Origin of the sequence: Flavobacterium sp. W22_SRS_FK3 (genome assembly GCF_052113665.1) — a bacterium.
Taxonomy (GTDB): domain Bacteria; phylum Bacteroidota; class Bacteroidia; order Flavobacteriales; family Flavobacteriaceae; genus Flavobacterium.
The window spans coordinates 13,370-34,091 of sequence record NZ_JBGQOF010000032.1 but is presented as its reverse complement, the minus strand read 5'-3'; the positions used below and the strand labels follow the sequence as shown (position 1 = coordinate 34,091).

The following is a 20,722-nucleotide window of genomic DNA, read 5'->3' as shown; positions in this document are numbered from 1 at the left end:
TGACCATAATTATAATTTTTAGTTATATTCGTAAGGTACAAAATCTCAATAAGTGCTACCGAAGGTTTAGTTCAACACACGTCTTGCGCCATTTGCGAATTTAGTGGAATTATCGTTTTTTAATCGTATTTTCGTTTAGCCGAAAATACTCGTCTTTGTAAGTCGCAAACGGCGCAAGGCGCGAGAACGTTAGCGATAATAACCAGAAATATGAAAAATCAAGATATAATAAATGCTTTGAACAAAATAGTCAATCAGAACTATCACTTTTCTGATTATGATGTACAAAATATTATATCAGAGCGTCGAAATATTCTAATTGATACTTACAAAAACTTTACTGAAACTTTATTAGGGAAATTGGCACAAGAAAACAGCGTGGCAGAGATTAATAGTTACATAAGTGATTATGTAATTAAACTGAATAGAAAGTTATATTCCAAAAGCGAATACGAAGTTTTATTATTGAAAATTAATGAGATATCATATTGGATTTTTGGAAATAGTTTTCCTTTAGATTACTATAATGAACATAACAATGTGTAAAGTTACTATCGCTAACAGCAAGAGTTTCGTTGCGTGCGTAGCACGAACAATGAAACTCGTGTTGAACGGAACCGCTGAGATTCCGCAACTATGGGTTTTTCGATAAATAATTTATAAGAATTGCAAGAGGCTATTGTGCCTCTTTTTTTTGGAAGTAGTTTCTGCTTGGTTTTTTCGTGTTTTCCTTCACTTTTTGGCATAAGTTCCTTATCCATAAAGTTAGATTTTACAAGGATTGGGATTTTGGCTACCGTCATGATACCAAGCAGTTGGACCACGCTGGTCAAAGACTGCTATTTTAGCACAACTTTTTGTTATATTTGAGGTAATACAAACGGAGGTTTTTTCAAATACTGTCGTTAGTAGTTATTTTGTTCAAAAAACCAAATAAATAACTGATAAAGAGATTATTAAAAAAAAATAAATTGGCTGGAAATTTAGGTGGTATGACTGTAAATAAAAAACTTTATAATTGTGTTATATTTACAGAATTTGAGAAATCAATGTTGTCTGACAAAGTTATAGCCGAAAAAATTCTAACTTTTTTAAGTGTCGATAAAGAGTCAATCGAATTAATCATAAAATCTAAAAAATTAAATGAAAATTAAAACCTCAAAAACAAATCTTGGAAAACGTTTTTTGGCTGGATTAATTGACTATTCAATAATTTGTACTTTTTTCTATTGCTTTGTCTATTGCTTTGGACATCCAAATGACGAAGGAGGTTACACTGTTGACGGACTTTTAGCATTAGTTCCCGTTTTATTTTGGTTTGTTTTTACAGTTCTACTTGAAGTTTTGTTCGAAGCCACATTAGGAAATTCAATTATGGGATTGAAACCAAAATCTTTAATTAACAATAATGGAGAACTCACCTTTATTCAATTATTAAAAAGACATTTACTTGACCCTATTGATATGTTTATGTTTGGATTAATAGGAATTATAACAATAAAAAACACTGAAATAAACCAACGTTTAGGCGATATTTGGGCTAAAACAATTGTGACAGAAAATAATAACGTATAAAAAAACTACTTATAACAGCAAGAGTTTCGTTGCGTGCGTAGCACGAACAATGAAACTCGTGTTGAACGGAACCGCAGCGATTCCGCAACTATGGGTTTTTCGATAAATGAGTTATAAGAATTTCAAAAGGCTATGGTATGCTTTTTTTTATTGTTTTTCATCACTTTATAGCATAAATCACCTTACCCGTTAAATCAGTTTTTCACAATCAATAGAGTTTTCGCCACGGTCAAGATACCACGAAGTTGGATCGCGCTTGCCAAAAACGGCGATGCGATGTAAATTTCCTTTTTGCAACAGTGCCATTTGTGCAAGAAAGGTTTTCTTTCTGCTTTTTTCGGAAACCTGCCGTTGATTCTTAAACCATTCAGATATCCGTATAAATAAATTTTTAGAATACTTGACTCTTATTAACCTGAACGCCCCTCTTTTTTTAAGTGTTTGAACAGTAAAACGAAGCTTAGATAAATAAAGTCGACGCAAAATCATCGACAAAACGTACCTGAATATCAACATTTATAATATCTCTAAACCTGAAAAATGCATTTGATGACGGTAAATTCCTTAGGTATGCTACATTCTTAAAAATACGAAAAATCCTGTTTTCATAAACGTATTTTCCTATATTTGTTTTAGCTGAACTTAAGTTTTTTCACAGACTGGTTTAGGGCACACTTTCTAACGACACAAATAACTAATAACCATTTAATGTCAATTGGGCATAACGAGAACAAAAATATGACTTTCATTAAAACAATTCCTGTATTTTTAATTACGCTTTTTGTAGTAACATCAACTTTTGGACAAGAATCTAAGCAAAAAACTAAAATTTTATTACTTGGGACTGTACATTTTGAAACTCCACATACAGATCATTTTGAACTAAAAGTAGACGATTTTTTTAATGTTAAGCGACAAAATGAATTAGAAGATTTAACTAATGTTCTGTCTCAAACAAAAGCGACTAAAGTAATGATTGAGCGACCAATTGAAAACCAACGTTCCTGCGATAGTTTGTATTTTTTATATTTAAAAAATCAATATAAACTTACCGTTTCAGAAAGAGAACAAATTGGCTTTAGGTTAGCTAAAAAATTAAAATTAAATCATGTTAACTGTATAGACAAATTCTACGGAATGCGCGATAGCTTAATGGCTGTGACCGCACAGCAAAACAACCAACTTTATTTGCTTAAAGATTTAGGAACCACGGCAAATGCATTGATAAGTGATTATGATAATCAGTTAAAAAATGGCACCATAACCCAAGTTTTAAAATACATCAATAAACCCGAAGAATTAAAGAGAAATTTATCAATTTATCTAAAATTTATGGCAAAGATTGGGGCTGGTAAAAATTTTGCAGGAGCGGAAACTGTATCAGATTGGTATTTAAGAAATCTTGCTATTTATTCAAATATTATCAATCAAGTTGAACATTCGGACAAATATGTTATTTTAATTTTTGGACAAGGTCATATTCCTATATTAAAACATCTACTACAAAATAATGACGACTTTGAAATCATTGAATTAAATAGCGTACTAAAATAAACTGCCACCAAGAACTAGAGTTAAAATTACAAAACTAAAATATGCAAGACGAAATAATAAAACATTCAAAAAAAATACATTCTGCTATGGGTAATAAAGAACATTCATTTAAAGAAAAAGTCAAAGAAGTACTTACTGAAATTTTAATTATTGTATTTGCCGTTACACTTTCAATATGGTTACATTCTTGGAGCGAAGAAAGACATCAGCATAAAGATGCACAAACATTTTTAAGTGGGTTAAAAGAAGATTTACAAAAAGACATTGCAAACCTAGAAGAGACAAAAGAAACATTTCATAAAACACAACAACAAATATCATTTGCTTTACATCTTACATCAAAAAAAATTGATAGTCTTAAAGCGAATCATCAACAAATTCAATCGGGTACAAATTTCATTAATACAGTAGTAAATAATGGACGATATGAAGGTTTTAAATCTAGTGGAAAAATAAATACCATAGAAAATCAAAATATAAGAAATACCATTTTGAGCTATTATCAGCAAACTATTCCAGAGATAGCGTTTGTCGAAAAATCATACGAAAAACTGATGTCAAGATATGCAGATTTATTAATTAATGGAAAAGAAGATGAAGATATAAATACAACTATACTAAAACAGAAGACAAAGATTGTTTTATCAGGTATTGATAATTTCACCAAAGACAAGCAAAAGTCTTATGAAGACGCTATTAAGCAAGCAAAAGAAATTATAACAGAAATTGACAAGGAATAGAATGAATATAAAGCGAAAGTAAAACCGCCCAGCTTGAAACAAAGTGCTTAAAACAAAACATTTCATAATATTAATAACTGCTTTAATTCGTGTAAGAAAAGCCGAAAAAAGCCCCATAATTTAATGAATAGGGAATTATAATGAATTTAAATAAATCACAATTCACAAGATATGAAGACAACAATAATGTTTGGTTGTCTCAAAAGAGCGAGGAAGAATTTAATTTTACAGATTATGGGATTACACCCACTGTCCTTAGTAGTGAAGCTGCCGTTGGCCAGGCAATGTTGAATGAGCTTTACAGCATTGCGTCATCAAAAGAAGGTGATATTAATATTGCCCTTCTTGGTGGGAGAGGCGCTCAGGAATTACATCGTTTGTTGGGAGAATTAGCTAAGGCAACGGAACAGGATGAGCTGCTAGCCAGACTGAATGTGTTTACTCAGGATGCACTTGCACCTTTGAGCATGAATAATGGTTTTAGTTTTGTTAGGGATTTTGAGCGTATTTTAGGTGATGCCTTTTTCAAAAAAATAAAAAGCTTTACACCAATGCGAACAGATACAAAAGATCTAGAGTCCGCGCTTATAGAGTATTTGACTAAATTGGAAGAATTAGGTGGTTTGGATATATTTTTTATTGGTCATGGTCCAGAAGAAAATCAGGCATCACACCTTGCCTACATTAAACCTTTCTCTGGGGTGCAGCCTCATCATATTGCGGGGCTAATCCCAATATCCAGCAGTATTTTGGAGCACCACATTAGCAAGTTTAAAGCTGGAGGAAGCCTTGTGAATGAAAGTGATGAAAAAGAATGTCGATCTGCTGAGTATATTCTCACATTAGGCCCAGCTGCGATACTACAAGCCAAAAAGATCGTTCAGTCTGTAGTAGATGCCGACTCTGCTCCTGCTAAAATCCAGACTTATGCAAACGTGCTTAATACACACCTGAGTTCAAATAAAGGGGAAGCGTTATTGCAATTAAATACAAATCCAGGATTATGGATAAGATTGCATCCCAATGCTAAATCTTTTGTGTTGCCTAATTTAGGTTTGTAATATATAAAAAAACTAGTCTAATTTCATCACCATCTGCGTGGAAGTTTTAGATCGTGTAAATGATTGGAAAATTAGAATTATTTTGATATAAGTAATAAAAATTATATCCAACAATTACAATGATAGATTTGGGCAATATACTTAATAGAAAGCTTATTGTAACTGGTACAATTTGTTAAATCCGAAGATATGTCTTAATTTAATTCTAAACATGCTTTATTACCAGAACGTTGACGGATAGCTTCAAAAAAATGCGGAAACGAAGAACAAAAATATATTATTCAGCAGGTTTAATTAGTATAATATTACTTCCCCTTTTTTGTATACTATATTTAAAAACCAATAATGCTTTTACAAATTATGGTTCATTAGAATTACAAACTTGGAACGGAAAAGATTTTGAACCAGAAATAACAAACTTTTTAAACACTAAAAAATTTAGTACTGTAACTCTAACAGGAAATATAAGCTCTGACGAAGCAAAACTCAATATTGCTGAAAAGGAAATTAAGAAACTTATATTGTCTAAAGATTCTATAAACGGTATAAAATTTCACTTTGAAACAAAATCAGAATATTGGACTTTTGTTAGAGTTCTTGATATATTAGAAAGTAAAAAAGCCAAATTCTATTTACCATATAAAAATGATATTTGGTTTGCTAATCCAAGAGAACCGAAAAAGAAAATTAAAACATTCATTTGCGGGACAAAATATAGCACATTCTTTCTCGACGAAAGAGAATCAAAAACAAAATCTCTAAAAATCATAGAAATAGTTAAGAAATACTATTTGCCTATAATTGTCTATATTTTAATGATAGTTTTTACATTTAGAAAAATAATAAACGAAAAAAAGGCATATTCTAACAGCTAATTATAACCGTAGACAATCAAACTAAAAATAAGAAAAAGAATGCCTTTTACATTTACACATCCCGCAATAATATTACCGTTGACATATTTGCCCCGCAAATGGTTTTCGTTGACAGGACTTGTAATCGGAAGTTTAACACCTGACTTTGAATATTTTTTAAGAATGAGAATTAAGAGTAATTACAGCCACACTTTAGATGGTATAATTTGGTTCGACTTACCATTAAGTTTACTACTCACCTTTACTTTTCACAATATAGTCCGCAACAGTTTATTTGACAATTTGCCGACTTCTTTAAAGTCAAGGTTTTCCACATTTAAACAATTTGACTGGAATCACTTCTTCTACAAAAATTGGTCAATAGTGATAATTTCAATTTTAATTGGTACGGCTTCACACCTGTTTTGGGACAGCTTTACACACAATCACGGCTACTTCGTTGAAGCAATTCCGGGCTTAACAAATACTATTAACATTTTTGGAGAACAAATCCCTCTTTTTAAAATTTTACAACATTCCAGTACGTTAATAGGTGGTTTTGTAGTTGCTCTTGCTTTTTATAAACTGTCTACGGACAGTAGCGTGAATAAAAAAATAAACTTGAAATACTGGGCAATTTTTACAGGGCTGACTTTGGCAATTATTTTAATCAAAATTTTAAGTGGACTTGAAATTAATCAACACGGAAATGTAATCGTTACAATAATTTCGGCTGGAATAATTTCACTAATTTTAACCTCATTAGAAACAAGAATAACAGCCAGTAAAACTTACTACAAGTGAAATTGGTCGTAAGTTTAAAAAGAAAAATAAGAGTTGACAGAATATCCTAAAGACATAAAATTTAAATACTGTTGGAGAAAATACCAACAACGTGTGCTTGACGAGTTACAGGAACATTTATCAAATGGAAGTTTACATATAATTGCTCCTCCAGGTTCTGGTAAGACAATTTTAGGGCTTGAAGTTGCCATAAGACTAAATAAGCCTACACTAATTCTTGCTCCCACAATCGCAATACGAAATCAATGGATACAACGATTTTGTGAACTTTTTCTTCAAACTAACTTAACGCCAGATTGGATTTCAAGAGACATTAGAAATCCAAAGTTTATGACGGTCGTAACTTATCAAGGTCTTCACGCAGCTTGCAACAACTTAAAAATTAAAGAAGAAAGTGACGAAGAAGAAGAGGAAACTGAAGAAAATGGAAACGACAAAACAACGAATCCTAACCTTGACAACATTATAAGCAGATTAAAATCACAAAACATTAAGACTATTGTTGTTGACGAAGCACATCATTTAAAAAATGAATGGTGGCATACCTTGACAAAGGTTAAAGAAAAATTAGACCCAATTATAGTTGGCTTAACCGCTACTCCCCCTTATGATGTATCTGCAAATAAGTGGCATCGTTATATTGACTTAAACGGAACTGTTGACACAGAAATTTCTGTTCCTGAATTAGTGATTGAAGGAGATTTATGTCCACATCAAGACTATGTACATTTCACCTTGCCAACTGAAAAAGAAAATGAAAGTATAATTGAGTTTCGACAAAACATCGAAAAATTGTTTCAAGAAATAAAGCAAGACGAAACAATCAAAAAAGCAATAGAAAATCATCCTTTCTGGTTAAACCCTTCTGCGCAGTTAGATTGGATTTATAACAATCTTTCTTTTTATTCCGCTTGTTTAATTTTTCTTAATGCTAATGGAATGGAAATTCCCAAAACCCATCTTGAAGTTATCGGAGATGAAAAACTTAAAATCCCTACACTTGACCATAAATGGTTAGAAACGATTTTGGACTTCTATCTCTATAAAGAAAAGGAATATTTTAAAGAATTTGAAGAACATAAAAAAAACCTTGCAAACAGACTTAGTAGATTTGGATTAATTGAGAAAAGACAAATCAACTTTACTCACAATAAACGAGTTACAGGTTTCCTTACATCAAGCATCAGTAAACTAAATGGAATTAAGGAAATTGTTGATTTTGAATACAAACAATTAGGCAACAATTTGCGAATGGTTATACTTTCTGACTTCATTCGCAAAGAGTTTTTCATAAATTCACAAGAAAATAACATTGAGCTAAATAAAATCGGAATAATTCCAATTTTCGAGAAACTAAGAAGAGAAAATACAAACAATAAAAAAATTGGAGTATTGACAGGTTCGATGATTATTATTCCAAAATCAACTTATCCTGTATTTGAAGCGAAAGCCAACAAACACGGTATTACTCAAATCAACTCATCAGTCGTTCCCTATGACACCAATTACATTTTAATTCATCAAAATCAACAAATCAAAAATGACGTCATTCATATTGTAACTCATATTTTTCAGTGTGGAGAAATTGAAGTTTTGATAGGCACAAAATCTTTACTTGGTGAAGGTTGGGATGCACCTGCAATCAACTCTTTAATATTGGCAAGTTTCGTTGGATCATTTGTTTTGTCTAATCAAATGCGTGGCAGAGCAATAAGAACACAAAACGGAAATAAAGATAAGACAGGAAACATTTGGCACTTAGTAACAATTGACCAGACTTCGCCAACAGGTGGAGACGATTTTGATTTACTAAAAAGACGATTTAGAAGTTTTGTAGGCGTTTCATTCAAAGAAGAACCCGGAATTGAAAACGGAATGGCACGCTTAAACCTGCCTGAAAACATTCAACAAAAAAAAGAAGCAGAGAAAAAAAATGACGAAATGTTTTATTATGCAGGTGACAGAGAAAGTCTAAAAAAAAGATGGGAGTCCGCACTTGAAACAGGTGTTGCCCTGGTTGAAGAAATAAAAATTCCATTCCCTGAAAAAAAGGAATATAAAGCTGTTAAGTCAATGTATTTGAACAAGACAATTTGTAATCTTTTGGCAACTTTGAGTTCAGGACTAGTTGGTTTTGGTTTAGAGAGTTTACAAGGACTTGGAAGAGCCTCAAAAAATATAAAATCAATTCAGGACTTGTATGTTTTTCTTGCTATTGTTGGAACAATAGGTGTAGCTGTTTTCGGAAGACTCGCATACAAAACACTTCGGCTTTACTTTAAATATCGTGACATTTCAAAAGATATTCAACAAATTGGTGACGCTCTTTTGAACTCATTAATTAAAGCAGAAGCAATTAAATCGGACTATTCAAAATTGAAAGTAGAAACATCTATAGACAATTGGGGTGCTGTCTTCTGCCATTTAAAAGGTGGTACAACTTTCGATAAATCAACTTTTATAAACGCACTTCAAGAAGTAATTGCACCAATTGATAATCCAAGATATGTGATTATTAGAAAGAACAAGTTTATGATTTTCATTAAACAGAAAGATTATCATTCAGTTCCGGAAATAATCGGACGAAACAAGAAATTAGCAGAATATTTTAAGAACCAATGGGAAAGACTTGTTGGCTCTTGCGACCTTATTTTCACAAGGACAATTGACGGAAGAAAACTACTTTTGAAGTCAAGAGTAAAATCTTTAGCAGCACAATTTAACGAAAAAGTGGAACACGTAATCAAATGGAGATGATAAGACAACATAAACCCCAGACATGTCTCTTGCAATTTGTGAATTTTGTGTAATTGCTATTTTTTATTGTATTGTCGTTCGACAAAAAAACTTGTTTTCATAACTTGACGACCACAGGAGCTCAAGCAATGAGAATAAATTTTATGTAATGTCATCGGGAGATGAGATTGAATCTCATGGTTATGATTCACTTTTTACTAGAGGAAGTTAAGACGGAATCAAAACAGATATAAATAGTTATACCGATAAATCAATTTATATTTCGTTTTTTAATTCTGAAGAAAGGTGATTTGTATTTAAAAACACAGACTCTATGTGAAAATGGGAAAACTAAAATTAATCAAATTTTAGAAAAAAGAATTAGACAGTTTGGATTGGAAAATAATATTCTAAAAAATAAGAAAAACTGCCGAAGACAGTTCGATTTTTTTGACCTTGAGTTAATAACTTATGGCTGGTGGAATTGTGGCAATAACCAAATAATGAACAATGGAAAAAGAGTTAAGAAACTGTTTATTAAAATTAAAACTAAATGTAACGAATCATAAATATAATTGCATTTCCACACACCAGCATCCACAACAAATTGAGAATTAAATTAATTTAAAATAACTTATTTATTTGGATTTTTTTGAAATAAAAACGGAACGGATTTTCTAAAAAAGCCAAATCTTCCCGCTTCAAATTAATAATCGAACTCCGTTTATAGTTATTAAATCATCAACTTCGTACCTTTGTAGTATTGGTAAAAACCGAAATAAGCAATAAAGAGACAAAATGATTGAAGATAAAAACCCACAACGTACCAGTATAGCGCAATTAGGCGAGTTTGGCTTAATAGAACATTTAACCAAAAATTTTGATGTTAAGCAGGAATCAACCTTGAAAAGTATCGGCGATGATGCGGCAGTTCTTGATTTCAAAGACAAAAAAGTAGTGGTTTCAACCGATTTATTGATTGAAGGCGTACATTTTGATTTGGCTTACATGCCACTAAAACATTTAGGTTACAAGTCAGTAGTTGTAAATGTATCAGACATTTGCGCTATGAACGCCAAACCAACGCAAATTACGGTTTCTGTAGCCGTTTCTAATCGTTTTCCTCTGGAAGCCTTAGAAGAACTATTTGAGGGAATTACACATGCTGCAAACGAGTACAAAGTAGATGTTATTGGCGGAGACACCACCTCGTCGCAAAAAGGCTTAATTATTAGCATTACAGCAATTGGTGAAGCAGACGCAGATGAAATCGTGTACAGAAACGGGGCTAAGCAAACCGATTTGTTAGTTGTTACCGGCGATATTGGTGCTGCTTATATGGGATTGCAGGTATTGGAACGCGAAAAACAGGTTTTTCAGGTAAATCCGAACAATCAGCCAGATTTAGATCTTTATACCTATTTAATTGAGCGTCAATTGAAACCTGAGGCTCGAAAAGATGTCCGTACCTTATTGCATGCCCTTGAAATAAAACCAACTTCGATGATCGATATTTCAGACGGATTATCTTCTGAGATTATTCATTTGTGCAAACAGTCAAAAGTGGGCTGTAATTTATATGAAGATAAACTGCCGCTGGATCCACAGTTTATTTCGAGTTGCGAAGAGTTTAATATTGACAGCACAACAGTTGCCATTAACGGCGGAGAAGATTATGAACTATTATTTACAATTGACATTAACGACTTCGATAAAATAAAAGGAAATCCAAACTTTTCTATCATTGGTCACATGGCCGATGAAAGTGAAGGAATACATCTGGTAACCCGTGCTAATACCAAAATTGCCTTAAAGGCAAGAGGGTGGGATGCTTTGAGTGAATAATTATTAAACTCCAAATAAAAAATTCCAAATTCCAATAACATGATTATTAGAGGTTGGAATTTTTTATTTGGAGTTTTTTTAAAAAAGACCTTTGCTTTTTGCTTCTTTTACTAAGTCATCATCAGAACCCGTTTTTATTTTGAGCAATTCCTTAAGACTCTTTTTTCGCCTTCCTATTGCATTTATCGAAATAGGAATATAATGTGGCATTTCTTCATCAGACGTTCCTTTGGATAAATGAAATAAAATCTGTTTATCGAATTCATCAATTTCAATTGAATTGTGAGGAGACTGATTCAGCATTTTTTGAACGGACTGACTATAATATTTATCGTTTTTCATTACTTTATCAAAAGCAAAAAGCAATTCATCAAATGTCAGGTCATTTTTAATAATAAGGCCATTTGGCTGTATACTTCGAATGATTGTTTTTATTTTTAATAATTCGGTATACATGGTCAGCAAAATAATTTTGCAGTTTGGCATGTATTCCATAATTAATTTAGCTAAGTCTTCCCCTGAAAAAATTTCTTTTTCATCGTAAGCAGGCATACTTATATCTAAAAAGGCTATATCAAAAGGTTTGGTCTCAGGATTTATAATAATTTCATACGCTGATTTGCAATCTTTTGCCTGAGAAATAAAAAACTCATAGCTATCAGGATTGTAGCGGGTTATAGCATTTTTATAACCTTCGATAATAAATGGATGGTCATCTACAATCAATATATTGCTTATTTGTTTAAGTGATGGGGGTAAATCAGCTTTCATTATTAATTTTATTTATTTTTTGATCTATTGGTATCTTCACTATAATGGTAGTTCCTTCACCTTTTATTGAGTTTATATCGACATTTCCGTTGCATTCTTTTGTTCTGTATACAATGTTCTGCAGTCCAATACCCTTTTTGGTTTTATGAGTATTAAATCCTATACCATCATCAGATATTGATAAAACTAAATAATTGATCTCACTTTTGAATTCTATAATAATTGTTTTTGCCTGGGCATATTTATTACCATTCTGAAGTGCTTCCTGAATAATCCTGTATAAATTAATCTTTACGACATTGCTTACTAAATCCCATTTGATATTAAAATCAATATTATAAACCAATTTAGTATTAAATGTATTGGTTTGATTTTGAAATAGCTTTTCTAAAATCGCAACAAAATTATTAATTAATCCAGATTTTTCTTTATTTAAATCATGTGAAATTTCCCGAATATCCTGTTCGATCTCTTTTAATTCAAGCAGGTATTTTTTTCTTTTATCTGCAGCCGTTTCTTCATCTAGCTTATCCAGGCTGTCTAAACTGATTCTGACACCAAACATTCTTCCTAAAACACCATCGTGCAGTTCTTGGGCGACTTTTTTCTTTTCCCTGATCCGCATTGTTTCAATCGCGTTTTGCTGCGAAATCATCAAATTATAAATGTCCTCGTTTGCAATTTGCTGCTGCTGCTTAAAAAGCAATTCCCTGTTTCTAGCCTGCTGTGTTTTATAAATATAAAAAAACAAAGCGATCAGTAAAAAGAAACTAAAAACGTAAACCAAAGTCCTGTTCTGTATTTCTAAACTCGAATTTTCGCTTTTTATTTCATTGGTTTCATATTCTATTCGGGTAAACTTATCACCCATCTTGCGCTCGGCCTTTTGCAGACTGTCATTTATGCGAATATAATCTTCTGAAAATTTTGAAGCTTTTTTGGGATGAATTAAGGATAACTGCTTCAAAGCAACTAATACATTACGAAAATTTTTAGTACGCTTTGAAACCAAAAGTGCCTGATTTGAATAATGCAGAGCCTTTGCAGTATCTTGTATTGAAGCAAAATACTCTGACAAATGCATTTTACTAGCTGTTATACCTGCCGTTAATTGCAGACTATCCCTTATTTTGAGTGCTTTGTAAAATAAATTTGGAAGCTCTTTATTCTGATTCAATTTAAATTGTGAATACGCTAAATTATCCAGTAAAATAGCATACAACTCAGGTTTTTGAGTAAATAAATTTTTCTCTTTTAATCCTTCCTGAAAATATAAATTAGCCTTTTTGTAGTCTTTAAGATTTTGATAAACAAATCCTATATTGTTTAATGAAGTCGCTTTTGACTGGAACTCAGCAGGAATTATTTTATCATCAATACTGGCAATGGCTTTGTTATGAAATTCAATCGCTTTTTCATATTCGCCTAACTCATTATAAATAACACCAAGCAAGTTGTAAGCTTCATATAAAATATCTTTGTTTTCTTTTCCTTTTATGACCCTAAGTGCATTAAAAACTGCTTTTTCACTACCATAAAAATCACCTTCATTAAATTGCAATAATGCTTTACTCAGTCTTGTTTTTGCCAGATTATAAAATAAATTAGATTGAGAATATAACTTTTCTGCTTTATAATAATATAAAAAGGCACTATCAGAAATTGCCTGAGAACTGTAATAATCTCCCAAATAAGTATAAGCCTTAGACATTGAAACTGAATCATTTGCTTTTTGCGCTTTCTCTAAAATAATTTTCACCGTTTTATTATATCCGTTCCAATCCCGCATGTTATAATAACGATTGGCAACCTTAAAAAGATTTATCCTTTTAAGAGAATCGTCTGGCTGGCTCATAATAACTTCAAAGGCCTTGCGATTGTATTTTTGTTTTATCTGAACCGGTAATTTATATTCATTTGCGAGTGACAAATACAAATCAAGGCTATCTTTAGATTGACTGGAGATATTAGTGCCCTCATTTTGTTTGGTACAACTGATAAAAAAAAGAAGTAATATAAGACAGTTTTTTTTCAATTTTGGCTTTTCTATTTTAATCAAAAATACAAAACTATCTATTAGGCATAAAGAAAAAGACTACCTAAAATTAGGTAGTCTTTTATATATTGAAATGAATTAAAAATAATTAATCCACTTTTCTGCTTTGTCCTACTGACTGATTTCCATCAATACTTATTGTCATACTTTGACTAGATAAATCTGAACCCATCATATCAACTTTTCTGCTTTGTCCTACTGATTGGTTTCCATCAATACCAACTGCTGTATTGTTTACTAAAACACCATTTGCAGTTTCAGCAGTATTAAATGAAGTTAATACCATTACTAAAGAAAATAATCCGATTGTTAAAGTTGCTTTTTTCATGTTTGTTGGGATTTATATTGTTATAATTTTTACGATTTTTGATTCCTTTTCTGTTGGAATTCTTTTGTAAAACTAAACAGTAAACCGCAACAATTGCCTTAAAAAAAGGCGTTTATGGTCAATGCTACCCGTTCGTGAGTGAATGGATAGCAAATCAGGGCAGATGGTTATTTTTAAGTTTCTATATAATTTTCATTGGCAAATTCACTAATTATAAAATCAACATTTGCTTTATAAGATTTGGAAAATGGCAGCTTTATTGTTGTTTTCTTAATGTAACATAATGAGTTTCCTGTATGTATTCTTGAAATATAATTTCTGTTTACAATATAACTGTTATGTATTCGAATGAAGGGATTTGACAAAACGGTTTCAAAATGCTTTAAAGTTTTAAAAGCTGTTATCATTTCTCCATTTTTCAGATGAATATCCGTCGAATTATTATCTGCCTGAAAATAGCATATTTCATTTGAATCAATATAACGGTGATCTCCATATGATTTAACACATAAAATAAAGGATTTTCGATTTTTATTAATTTGGATTTCTTTTGAGTTTGATTTTTCTTTATGTTTTAAATTTTGGAGTAAAAGTACCTCATCTTCACTACTTAACTTATTCAATTTATGAATCAGTTTTACAAAATCTATTGAAGCTAAAGGCTTAAGAAAATAATCATTCACTTCATACTGAATACAATCAAACGCTAAATCTTTGCTTTTTGTTGTAATAACGATTTTTGGCATTTCTTTCAAATACATCAATAATCCATTAATTAAATTAAGAGAAAGACCACTAGCCTTATCTTTAGGTTCTATTTCTAAAAAAATCAGATCCGGTGTATGTTTTAAAATCAGGTTCAGTCCATCGGTATAATTATTCGCAGATGCTATAAAATTCAGCTCTGAAAACTCCTTTGCAATTGTCCTTATTTTTTCAACACTTTCAGGATCGTCGTCTAAAATAATGTAGGTGTAATTCATTTTGAGACATTTATATTTTGGGGTTAATTTTTGGTGCTGTTTCTTTAAAATAAAATATCTAAAGTTATAAAAAAATAATCAAACGTATTAACATTAAAAACAGACCTTCAAATTTATGAGTAAAAAAAATCCCAAACTCTTTGTCAGAATTTGGGATTTTATATATTGAAGCTTAACAACTTACATTTTCATCAACCAGTTTTTCATTGAAACTTCGTTTTCGATAATTGATTTCAAATCGGCAATAGCAACACGATCCTGTTTCATAGTATCTCTATGACGAATGGTTACCGTTTGGTCTTCGATAGTCTGATGATCTACCGTAATACAAAACGGAGTTCCAAGAGCATCTTGTCTTCTGTAACGACGACCCACAGCATCTTTTTCATCATACGCTACACTGAAATCCCATTTTAAATCATCAATGATTTTTCTGGCGATTTCCGGCAATCCATCTTTTTTAACCAGAGGCAAAATAGCTGCTTTTGTTGGCGCCAAAACTGATGGTAATTTTAGAACTGTTCTTGTAGAACCGTCTTCTAATGTTTCTTCTTTTAATGAAGTGGCAAAAACAGCCAGGAACATACGGTCCAAACCTACTGAAGTTTCTACTACATATGGCACATAGTTTTCATTTAGTTCCGGATCAAAATATTGTAGTTTTCTGCCTGAGAATTTTTCGTGTGCTTTTAAGTCAAAATCAGTACGGGAGTGAATTCCTTCTAATTCTTTGAATCCGAATGGGAAGTTGAATTCGATATCAGCAGCTGCATTTGCGTAATGTGCTAATTTTTCGTGATCGTGAAAACGGTAATTCTCTTTTCCTAATCCTAAAGACAAATGCCATTTTAAACGTGTTTCTTTCCAGTATTCATAAGATTTCATTTCTTCGCCCGGACGAACAAAAAACTGCATTTCCATTTGTTCAAATTCACGCATACGGAAAATGAATTGTCTGGCCACGATTTCATTTCTAAAGGCTTTTCCGGTTTGGGCAATTCCAAACGGCACTTTCATACGACCTGATTTCTGCACATTAAGGAAATTCACAAAAATTCCCTGAGCCGTTTCCGGACGCAGGTATAAATCCATTGCAGAATCTGCAGAAGCTCCTAATTTGGTTCCGAACATCAGGTTGAATTGCTTTACTTCTGTCCAGTTTCTGGAACCGGTTTCAGGATCAGCAATCTCTAATTCTTCGATTAAAGCTTTTACATCAGCCAAATCTTCGTTTCCTAAAGAACGGGCTAATCTTTCCAGAATTTCTCTTTCTTTTGCAAGGTATTCTACAACACGCGCATTAGTCGTGATAAATTCCTGTTCGTTAAAGGCATCACCAAAACGTTCTTTTGCTTTTTCGATTTCTTTTTTAGCTTTTACATTAAGCTTTTCAGCATAATCTTCAACCAGAACGTCTGCTCTGTATCTTTTTTTGGAATCTTTATTATCAATTAACGGATCATTAAAGGCATCTACGTGTCCTGAAGCTTTCCAGGTTGTAGGATGCATCAATATTGCAGCATCAAGACCAACAATATTCTCGTTCATCTGAACCATTGATTTCCACCAATATTCACGGATATTCTTTTTTAACTCGACGCCATTTTGTGCATAATCATACACTGCACTCAATCCATCGTATACTTCGCTTGACGGAAAAATAAATCCGTACTCTTTTGCGTGCGAAACCACATTCTTAAATATATCTTCTTGTTTTGCCATAGTGATGCAAAAATATAAAAAGTGAATTTAAAAAAAAGAAAAATAGATGAAGATTGCCCCTTGATTATTAAATTTTTAGAAATGAATAACCGTTTTACTATTTCCGAATAGAAATTCATAATTATCAAAACCTTTTAAAGTCGATTTAAGAATACTTTTCAAAATAAAAATCAGATAAAACTAGACTTTCCTTTCATTTTTTATACTTTTATCTTACAATTATTCAGAAAAACACTTACAAGAATGTTAGAATCTTTAAAGAACCTATTTTTCCCCAAAGTTTGTGCGGGCTGCCACACACTTTTAATGACAAATGAAACTGTTTTTTGTACCAATTGCCGTCATGAATTACCCCTTACACAATATCATTTAGACGCCAATAATGAAGCGGTGAAGAAGTTTTATGGAAAAATTGAAATAGAACATGCATCTGCTTTTTTATACTTCAACAAAAAAGGAATGGTTCAGGAACTCATCCATAATTTGAAATACAAAGGATACGAAGAAATTGGAACTGTCCTGGGAAACTGGTATGTAGAAGATTTAAAAAACATCAAACCCGAAACACCTTTTGATGTTGTAATTCCTGTTCCGCTTCATCGAAAGAAATTTAAGGAACGCGGCTACAATCAGGTAACTACTTTTGGAAATGCCTTATCCGAAGGATTGAATATCGATTATGATGATACTGTTTTGTTTCGGAAAAAGTATTCCAAAACACAATCCAAAAAAAATCTTTTAGGCAGGTCTGAAGGAATAGAAAATGTATTTGATGTACATTTTTCAGAAGAAAACCACAACAAACATTTTTTACTTATTGATGATGTGCTTACAACCGGAGCCACACTTGAAGCCTGCTCACGCGCCTTGCTTAAAATTCCCGGAGCAAAAATTAGTATTGTTTGTATGGCAATGGCTAATTCTTAGAATTTAGTTTACAAGTATCTTTTTGACTATTTTTCTATCGCCGTTAATTATGGTAACCAAATACAATCCGGAAGCCGATTTTGGCAATTGAATATTTTGAATAAAATATAGTGTTTTATCAAAAGTCTGATCGTACACTTTTTGTCCCAGAATATCATGTACCATCACCTCTACAACTTTCGTGCTATCACATTCGAACTCTACTTTAAAGCTGCCTTTGTTTGGATTTGGATATAGAACAAAATCTTTACTTTCAAATTCAGAATCATCCAGAGTAAACGTTTGACTGCAAATATTTACTGAGGCCGAATTTATAGTTCCGAAGCGCCCCGAAACAGCATCACGAACCTGAAGTGTCCATGTTCCCTGAGGATTCTGTCCATTGAAAGTGCTTAAAAATTCAGTTGGTATAACAATCTGACTGGTTGTTTTAGAACAATCTAAAGCAGCTCCTGAATCATCATAATTAAGTATTAAAGTCGAGTTGGCAGCACTACAATCTTTATCAAACAATTTCACAGCTGTTCCCTGAGGGTTTACTATTTGAATTTCTAAATCAGAAAACCTTTCATGGGTTGCGTTTACAATAACATTTACATCAGAAACTATACCTATTGAAGACGGAACATTTACTGTTTTATTTGTAAAAGATGTCCCGAAAGGAATACTAAATGAGCTGCCAAAACTATAAGAATTACAGGTTGTCGCAGATGTATATCCTATAGCAAAAGGACTTGAATTTAAAGCATAATAAATATTAGCAGTTGGCTCAATTAAAATTCTGCAATTTGTAGCTTCAACATCTAGCGGAACAGTAATAGTCTGAGAACCATCGTTGGGCGTATTTGAAACCAGAACTGTTGGAAAAGTCAAACCTCCATCTGTAGATAATTTAATATTTACATTAGCAGAACCGGTTAATGTGTTGGTGTTGTTTACATCCCAGGTTACAGCCTGAAAAGAACCCTTTTGCCAGCCAATATCACTTGTATTTTGCGAAGTCACTGCAAATGGTCCAATAGATGGATTTACAGTAACCACCATATTATCTGTATTAGTCTGTGGTATGTCTAAAGCAGCATTATCTCTTCCTGTCAAAGAAAAATGTAAGCTTCTCGCTACTGATGAAACAGATTCCCAGGTTGTTGTTAATTTATTTTGAAGTACTGTACTAAAACTTGGCATATACCTAATTGGAGAAGTTTTAGGCGGGAGTGAACGAAACATTGGACCATCAGGTTTTGCGGGATAAGCAATACTATTGTTTCCGGATGCTGTCGTTGCACTATCATTTTGCTCCCAACAATAAGTAAGAGCATCTCCTTCAGGATCTGAACCAGTTCCTCTTAAAACAAAAGGGGTATTAAATGGAATAATATAATCTAAACCTGCACTTATAACCGGTGGATTATTAATTATAGTGGTAGTCACAGGACATGTTTTAGTGGCAAGATTATTCTGGATTTCCAAAATACTCGCATAGGCAAAGTAATCATCTGAGTTGTTTTGCATATCAAAATCCCCTGTTACGCCTGCATAAGCCATAATGGTTGAGCCACTGCCCGGTTCTACATTTACACCTGTTCCTTCAATTGAGTAAGAAAAAGTATGGCTTCCACCTAATTGATGACCCATTTCATGAGCTACATAATCAATATCAAAAGTATCCCCCTGCGGAATAGAATTTGAAGGCGATGTAAAAGCACTTCCTTTTGCTTCATCATCTGTAGATGAAACAGGATCTTTGCATACGCATCCTATGCACCCTGCATCTCCTCCTCCTCCTGATCGTCCAAACAAATGTCCAATATCATAACCATCGTTTCCAATAAGTGAAGTCAACGTTTTTTGAACTTCAAGGTTCCATGCGCCATTTGCACCAACATTAGCATTAGAATATGGATCTGTTGTTCCGTCTGTATAAATAACATCCAGATTATTTGCTATAATAAGTAGTTCTACCGCCAAATCTCTTTTAAAAATTCCGTTAACCCTTGTCATCGTTGCATTCATACCTGCTAATGCTCCTGCCTTTGTTCCGCCAAAATAAGCAGCATATTCTCCAGTGCATGATAGTGCCAATCGAAGGGTTTTAAATAATTTTGTATTGGAAGCTGTTTTTGCTGTTTTTGCAGAATTATTGTTTGTATTATCGTGTTTGGTTTTACAAACCAGTGATTTTGATGTATCCTTATTTTTTGATGTAAACAATACATATTCTGATGTATTTTCCGGATTTTGCTCAATAAATTCAGTTGGTTTATCAGAACGAAGTACCATAGTCTGAACTCCTATTGGGGCAACACTAAAATGAATTTGTGCAGTTTTATCATCCAATCCGGTTCCTTGATAAGCTCTGATTTCGGGATATTTCAACTGCAATTCTGGCTCAAAATTTGAAGACTCCCAGACCATAAATCGTTCTAAATTACCCTCAGCATTAGGAATTGTAATTTCTGATGTTGCAATTTGTGATGATTTACTTGTTGAAGCTGCAATTTTTTGAATCAGAAGACTCTCATTCAATTTATAATATAACTTATCCTGATTAGAAATGCTTCCTGTTTTTTTAGCCGAAACCGAATTAACTTTCTCCCAAAGAACATTAGTTTGAGCATGAATGGCGGTACAACAAAAAATAAAGAGCAAAATAAGTATTTGTTTTTTCATAATCAGAAGGTTGTTAGAAAATCAAAATTAAATCAATTAAGTTAAATTTTTATCTATTATCGACAGATATTTGTTTCGTATCGACGAATTACACCT

17 protein-coding genes are annotated in these 20,722 nt (G+C 32.4%); 11 read left to right on the top strand and 6 right to left on the bottom strand.

The features are described from left to right. The first annotated feature begins 210 nt into the window (after nt 1-210). The 10 genes from ACEN2I_RS18965 to thiL all read left to right on the top strand — a co-directional run bounded on the left by ACEN2I_RS18965 (nt 211) and on the right by thiL (nt 11,169). The gene (locus ACEN2I_RS18965; RefSeq protein WP_441767665.1) at nt 211-546 is read left to right on the top strand and encodes a hypothetical protein; all 336 of its coding nucleotides are present in this window, start codon (nt 211-213) and stop codon (nt 544-546) included. A gap of 425 nt (nt 547-971) precedes the next feature. Continuing rightward, nucleotides 972-1,154 (top strand): hypothetical protein, encoded by a 183-nt coding sequence (locus ACEN2I_RS18960; RefSeq protein ID WP_441767664.1) that lies wholly within the window; start codon nt 972-974, stop codon nt 1,152-1,154. Then, entirely contained in the window at nt 1,144-1,575 is a 432-nt protein-coding gene (locus tag ACEN2I_RS18955) for an RDD family protein (RefSeq protein ID WP_441767663.1), read from the top strand. The genes ACEN2I_RS18960 and ACEN2I_RS18955 overlap by 11 nt, the downstream gene beginning before the upstream one ends. 708 nt (nt 1,576-2,283) lie before the next feature. Then, entirely contained in the window at nt 2,284-3,129 is an 846-nt protein-coding gene (locus ACEN2I_RS18950; RefSeq protein ID WP_441767662.1) for a DUF5694 domain-containing protein, read from the top strand. Between the two features lie 41 nt (nt 3,130-3,170). Further along, nucleotides 3,171-3,869: a DUF6090 family protein gene (locus ACEN2I_RS18945; RefSeq protein ID WP_441767661.1), complete on the top strand. Its 699-nt coding sequence runs from the start codon at nt 3,171-3,173 to the stop codon at nt 3,867-3,869. A 140-nt stretch (nt 3,870-4,009) separates the two neighbouring features. Continuing rightward, the gene (locus ACEN2I_RS18940; protein WP_441767660.1) at nt 4,010-4,930 is read left to right on the top strand and encodes a hypothetical protein; all 921 of its coding nucleotides are present in this window, start codon (nt 4,010-4,012) and stop codon (nt 4,928-4,930) included. A gap of 251 nt (nt 4,931-5,181) precedes the next feature. Beyond that, nucleotides 5,182-5,805 carry a hypothetical protein gene (locus tag ACEN2I_RS18935; protein WP_441767659.1) on the top strand — a complete coding sequence of 208 codons (624 nt, stop codon included), beginning with the start codon at nt 5,182-5,184 and terminating at the stop codon, nt 5,803-5,805. 39 nt (nt 5,806-5,844) lie between these two features. Then, nucleotides 5,845-6,588 carry a DUF4184 family protein gene (locus ACEN2I_RS18930; protein WP_441767658.1) on the top strand — a complete coding sequence of 248 codons (744 nt, stop codon included), beginning with the start codon at nt 5,845-5,847 and terminating at the stop codon, nt 6,586-6,588. Between the two features lie 33 nt (nt 6,589-6,621). Then, nucleotides 6,622-9,345, top strand: coding sequence for a DEAD/DEAH box helicase family protein (locus ACEN2I_RS18925; protein WP_441767657.1), 2,724 nt, complete (start codon nt 6,622-6,624; stop codon nt 9,343-9,345). A gap of 777 nt (nt 9,346-10,122) precedes the next feature. Further along, nucleotides 10,123-11,169 carry a thiamine-phosphate kinase gene (gene thiL, locus ACEN2I_RS18920; protein WP_441767656.1) on the top strand — a complete coding sequence of 349 codons (1,047 nt, stop codon included), beginning with the start codon at nt 10,123-10,125 and terminating at the stop codon, nt 11,167-11,169. A 78-nt stretch (nt 11,170-11,247) separates the two neighbouring features. Here the strand turns inward: thiL and ACEN2I_RS18915 are convergent, their stop codons facing one another. The 5 genes from ACEN2I_RS18915 to ACEN2I_RS18895 all read right to left on the bottom strand — a co-directional run bounded on the left by ACEN2I_RS18915 (nt 11,248) and on the right by ACEN2I_RS18895 (nt 17,029). After that, nucleotides 11,248-11,940: a response regulator gene (locus tag ACEN2I_RS18915; protein WP_441767655.1), complete on the bottom strand. Its 693-nt coding sequence runs from the start codon at nt 11,938-11,940 to the stop codon at nt 11,248-11,250. Continuing rightward, a complete protein-coding gene (locus ACEN2I_RS18910; protein WP_441767654.1) occupies nt 11,930-13,975 on the bottom strand; it encodes an ATP-binding protein in 2,046 nt (681 codons plus the stop codon). Before ACEN2I_RS18910 ends, ACEN2I_RS18915 begins: the two co-directional genes overlap by 11 nt. Before the next feature lie 109 nt (nt 13,976-14,084). Continuing rightward, nucleotides 14,085-14,324: a hypothetical protein gene (locus ACEN2I_RS18905; RefSeq protein ID WP_441767653.1), complete on the bottom strand. Its 240-nt coding sequence runs from the start codon at nt 14,322-14,324 to the stop codon at nt 14,085-14,087. Between the two features lie 173 nt (nt 14,325-14,497). Then, nucleotides 14,498-15,307 carry a LytR/AlgR family response regulator transcription factor gene (locus ACEN2I_RS18900; RefSeq protein ID WP_441767652.1) on the bottom strand — a complete coding sequence of 270 codons (810 nt, stop codon included), beginning with the start codon at nt 15,305-15,307 and terminating at the stop codon, nt 14,498-14,500. Between the two features lie 180 nt (nt 15,308-15,487). Next, nucleotides 15,488-17,029, bottom strand: a complete 1,542-nt coding sequence (locus tag ACEN2I_RS18895) for a glycine--tRNA ligase (protein WP_441767651.1) — start codon at nt 17,027-17,029, stop codon at nt 15,488-15,490. Nucleotides 17,030-17,272: 243 nt separating this feature from the next. Here ACEN2I_RS18895 and ACEN2I_RS18890 point away from each other — a divergent pair, with 243 nt between their 5' ends. Next, complete coding sequence (locus ACEN2I_RS18890) at nt 17,273-17,956, top strand: ComF family protein (protein ID WP_441767650.1); 684 nt, start codon at nt 17,273-17,275, stop codon at nt 17,954-17,956. A gap of 3 nt (nt 17,957-17,959) precedes the next feature. Here the strand turns inward: ACEN2I_RS18890 and ACEN2I_RS18885 are convergent, their stop codons facing one another. Then, the gene (locus ACEN2I_RS18885) at nt 17,960-20,626 is read right to left on the bottom strand and encodes a reprolysin-like metallopeptidase (RefSeq protein ID WP_441767649.1); all 2,667 of its coding nucleotides are present in this window, start codon (nt 20,624-20,626) and stop codon (nt 17,960-17,962) included. Between the last annotated feature and the right edge of the window lie 96 nt (nt 20,627-20,722).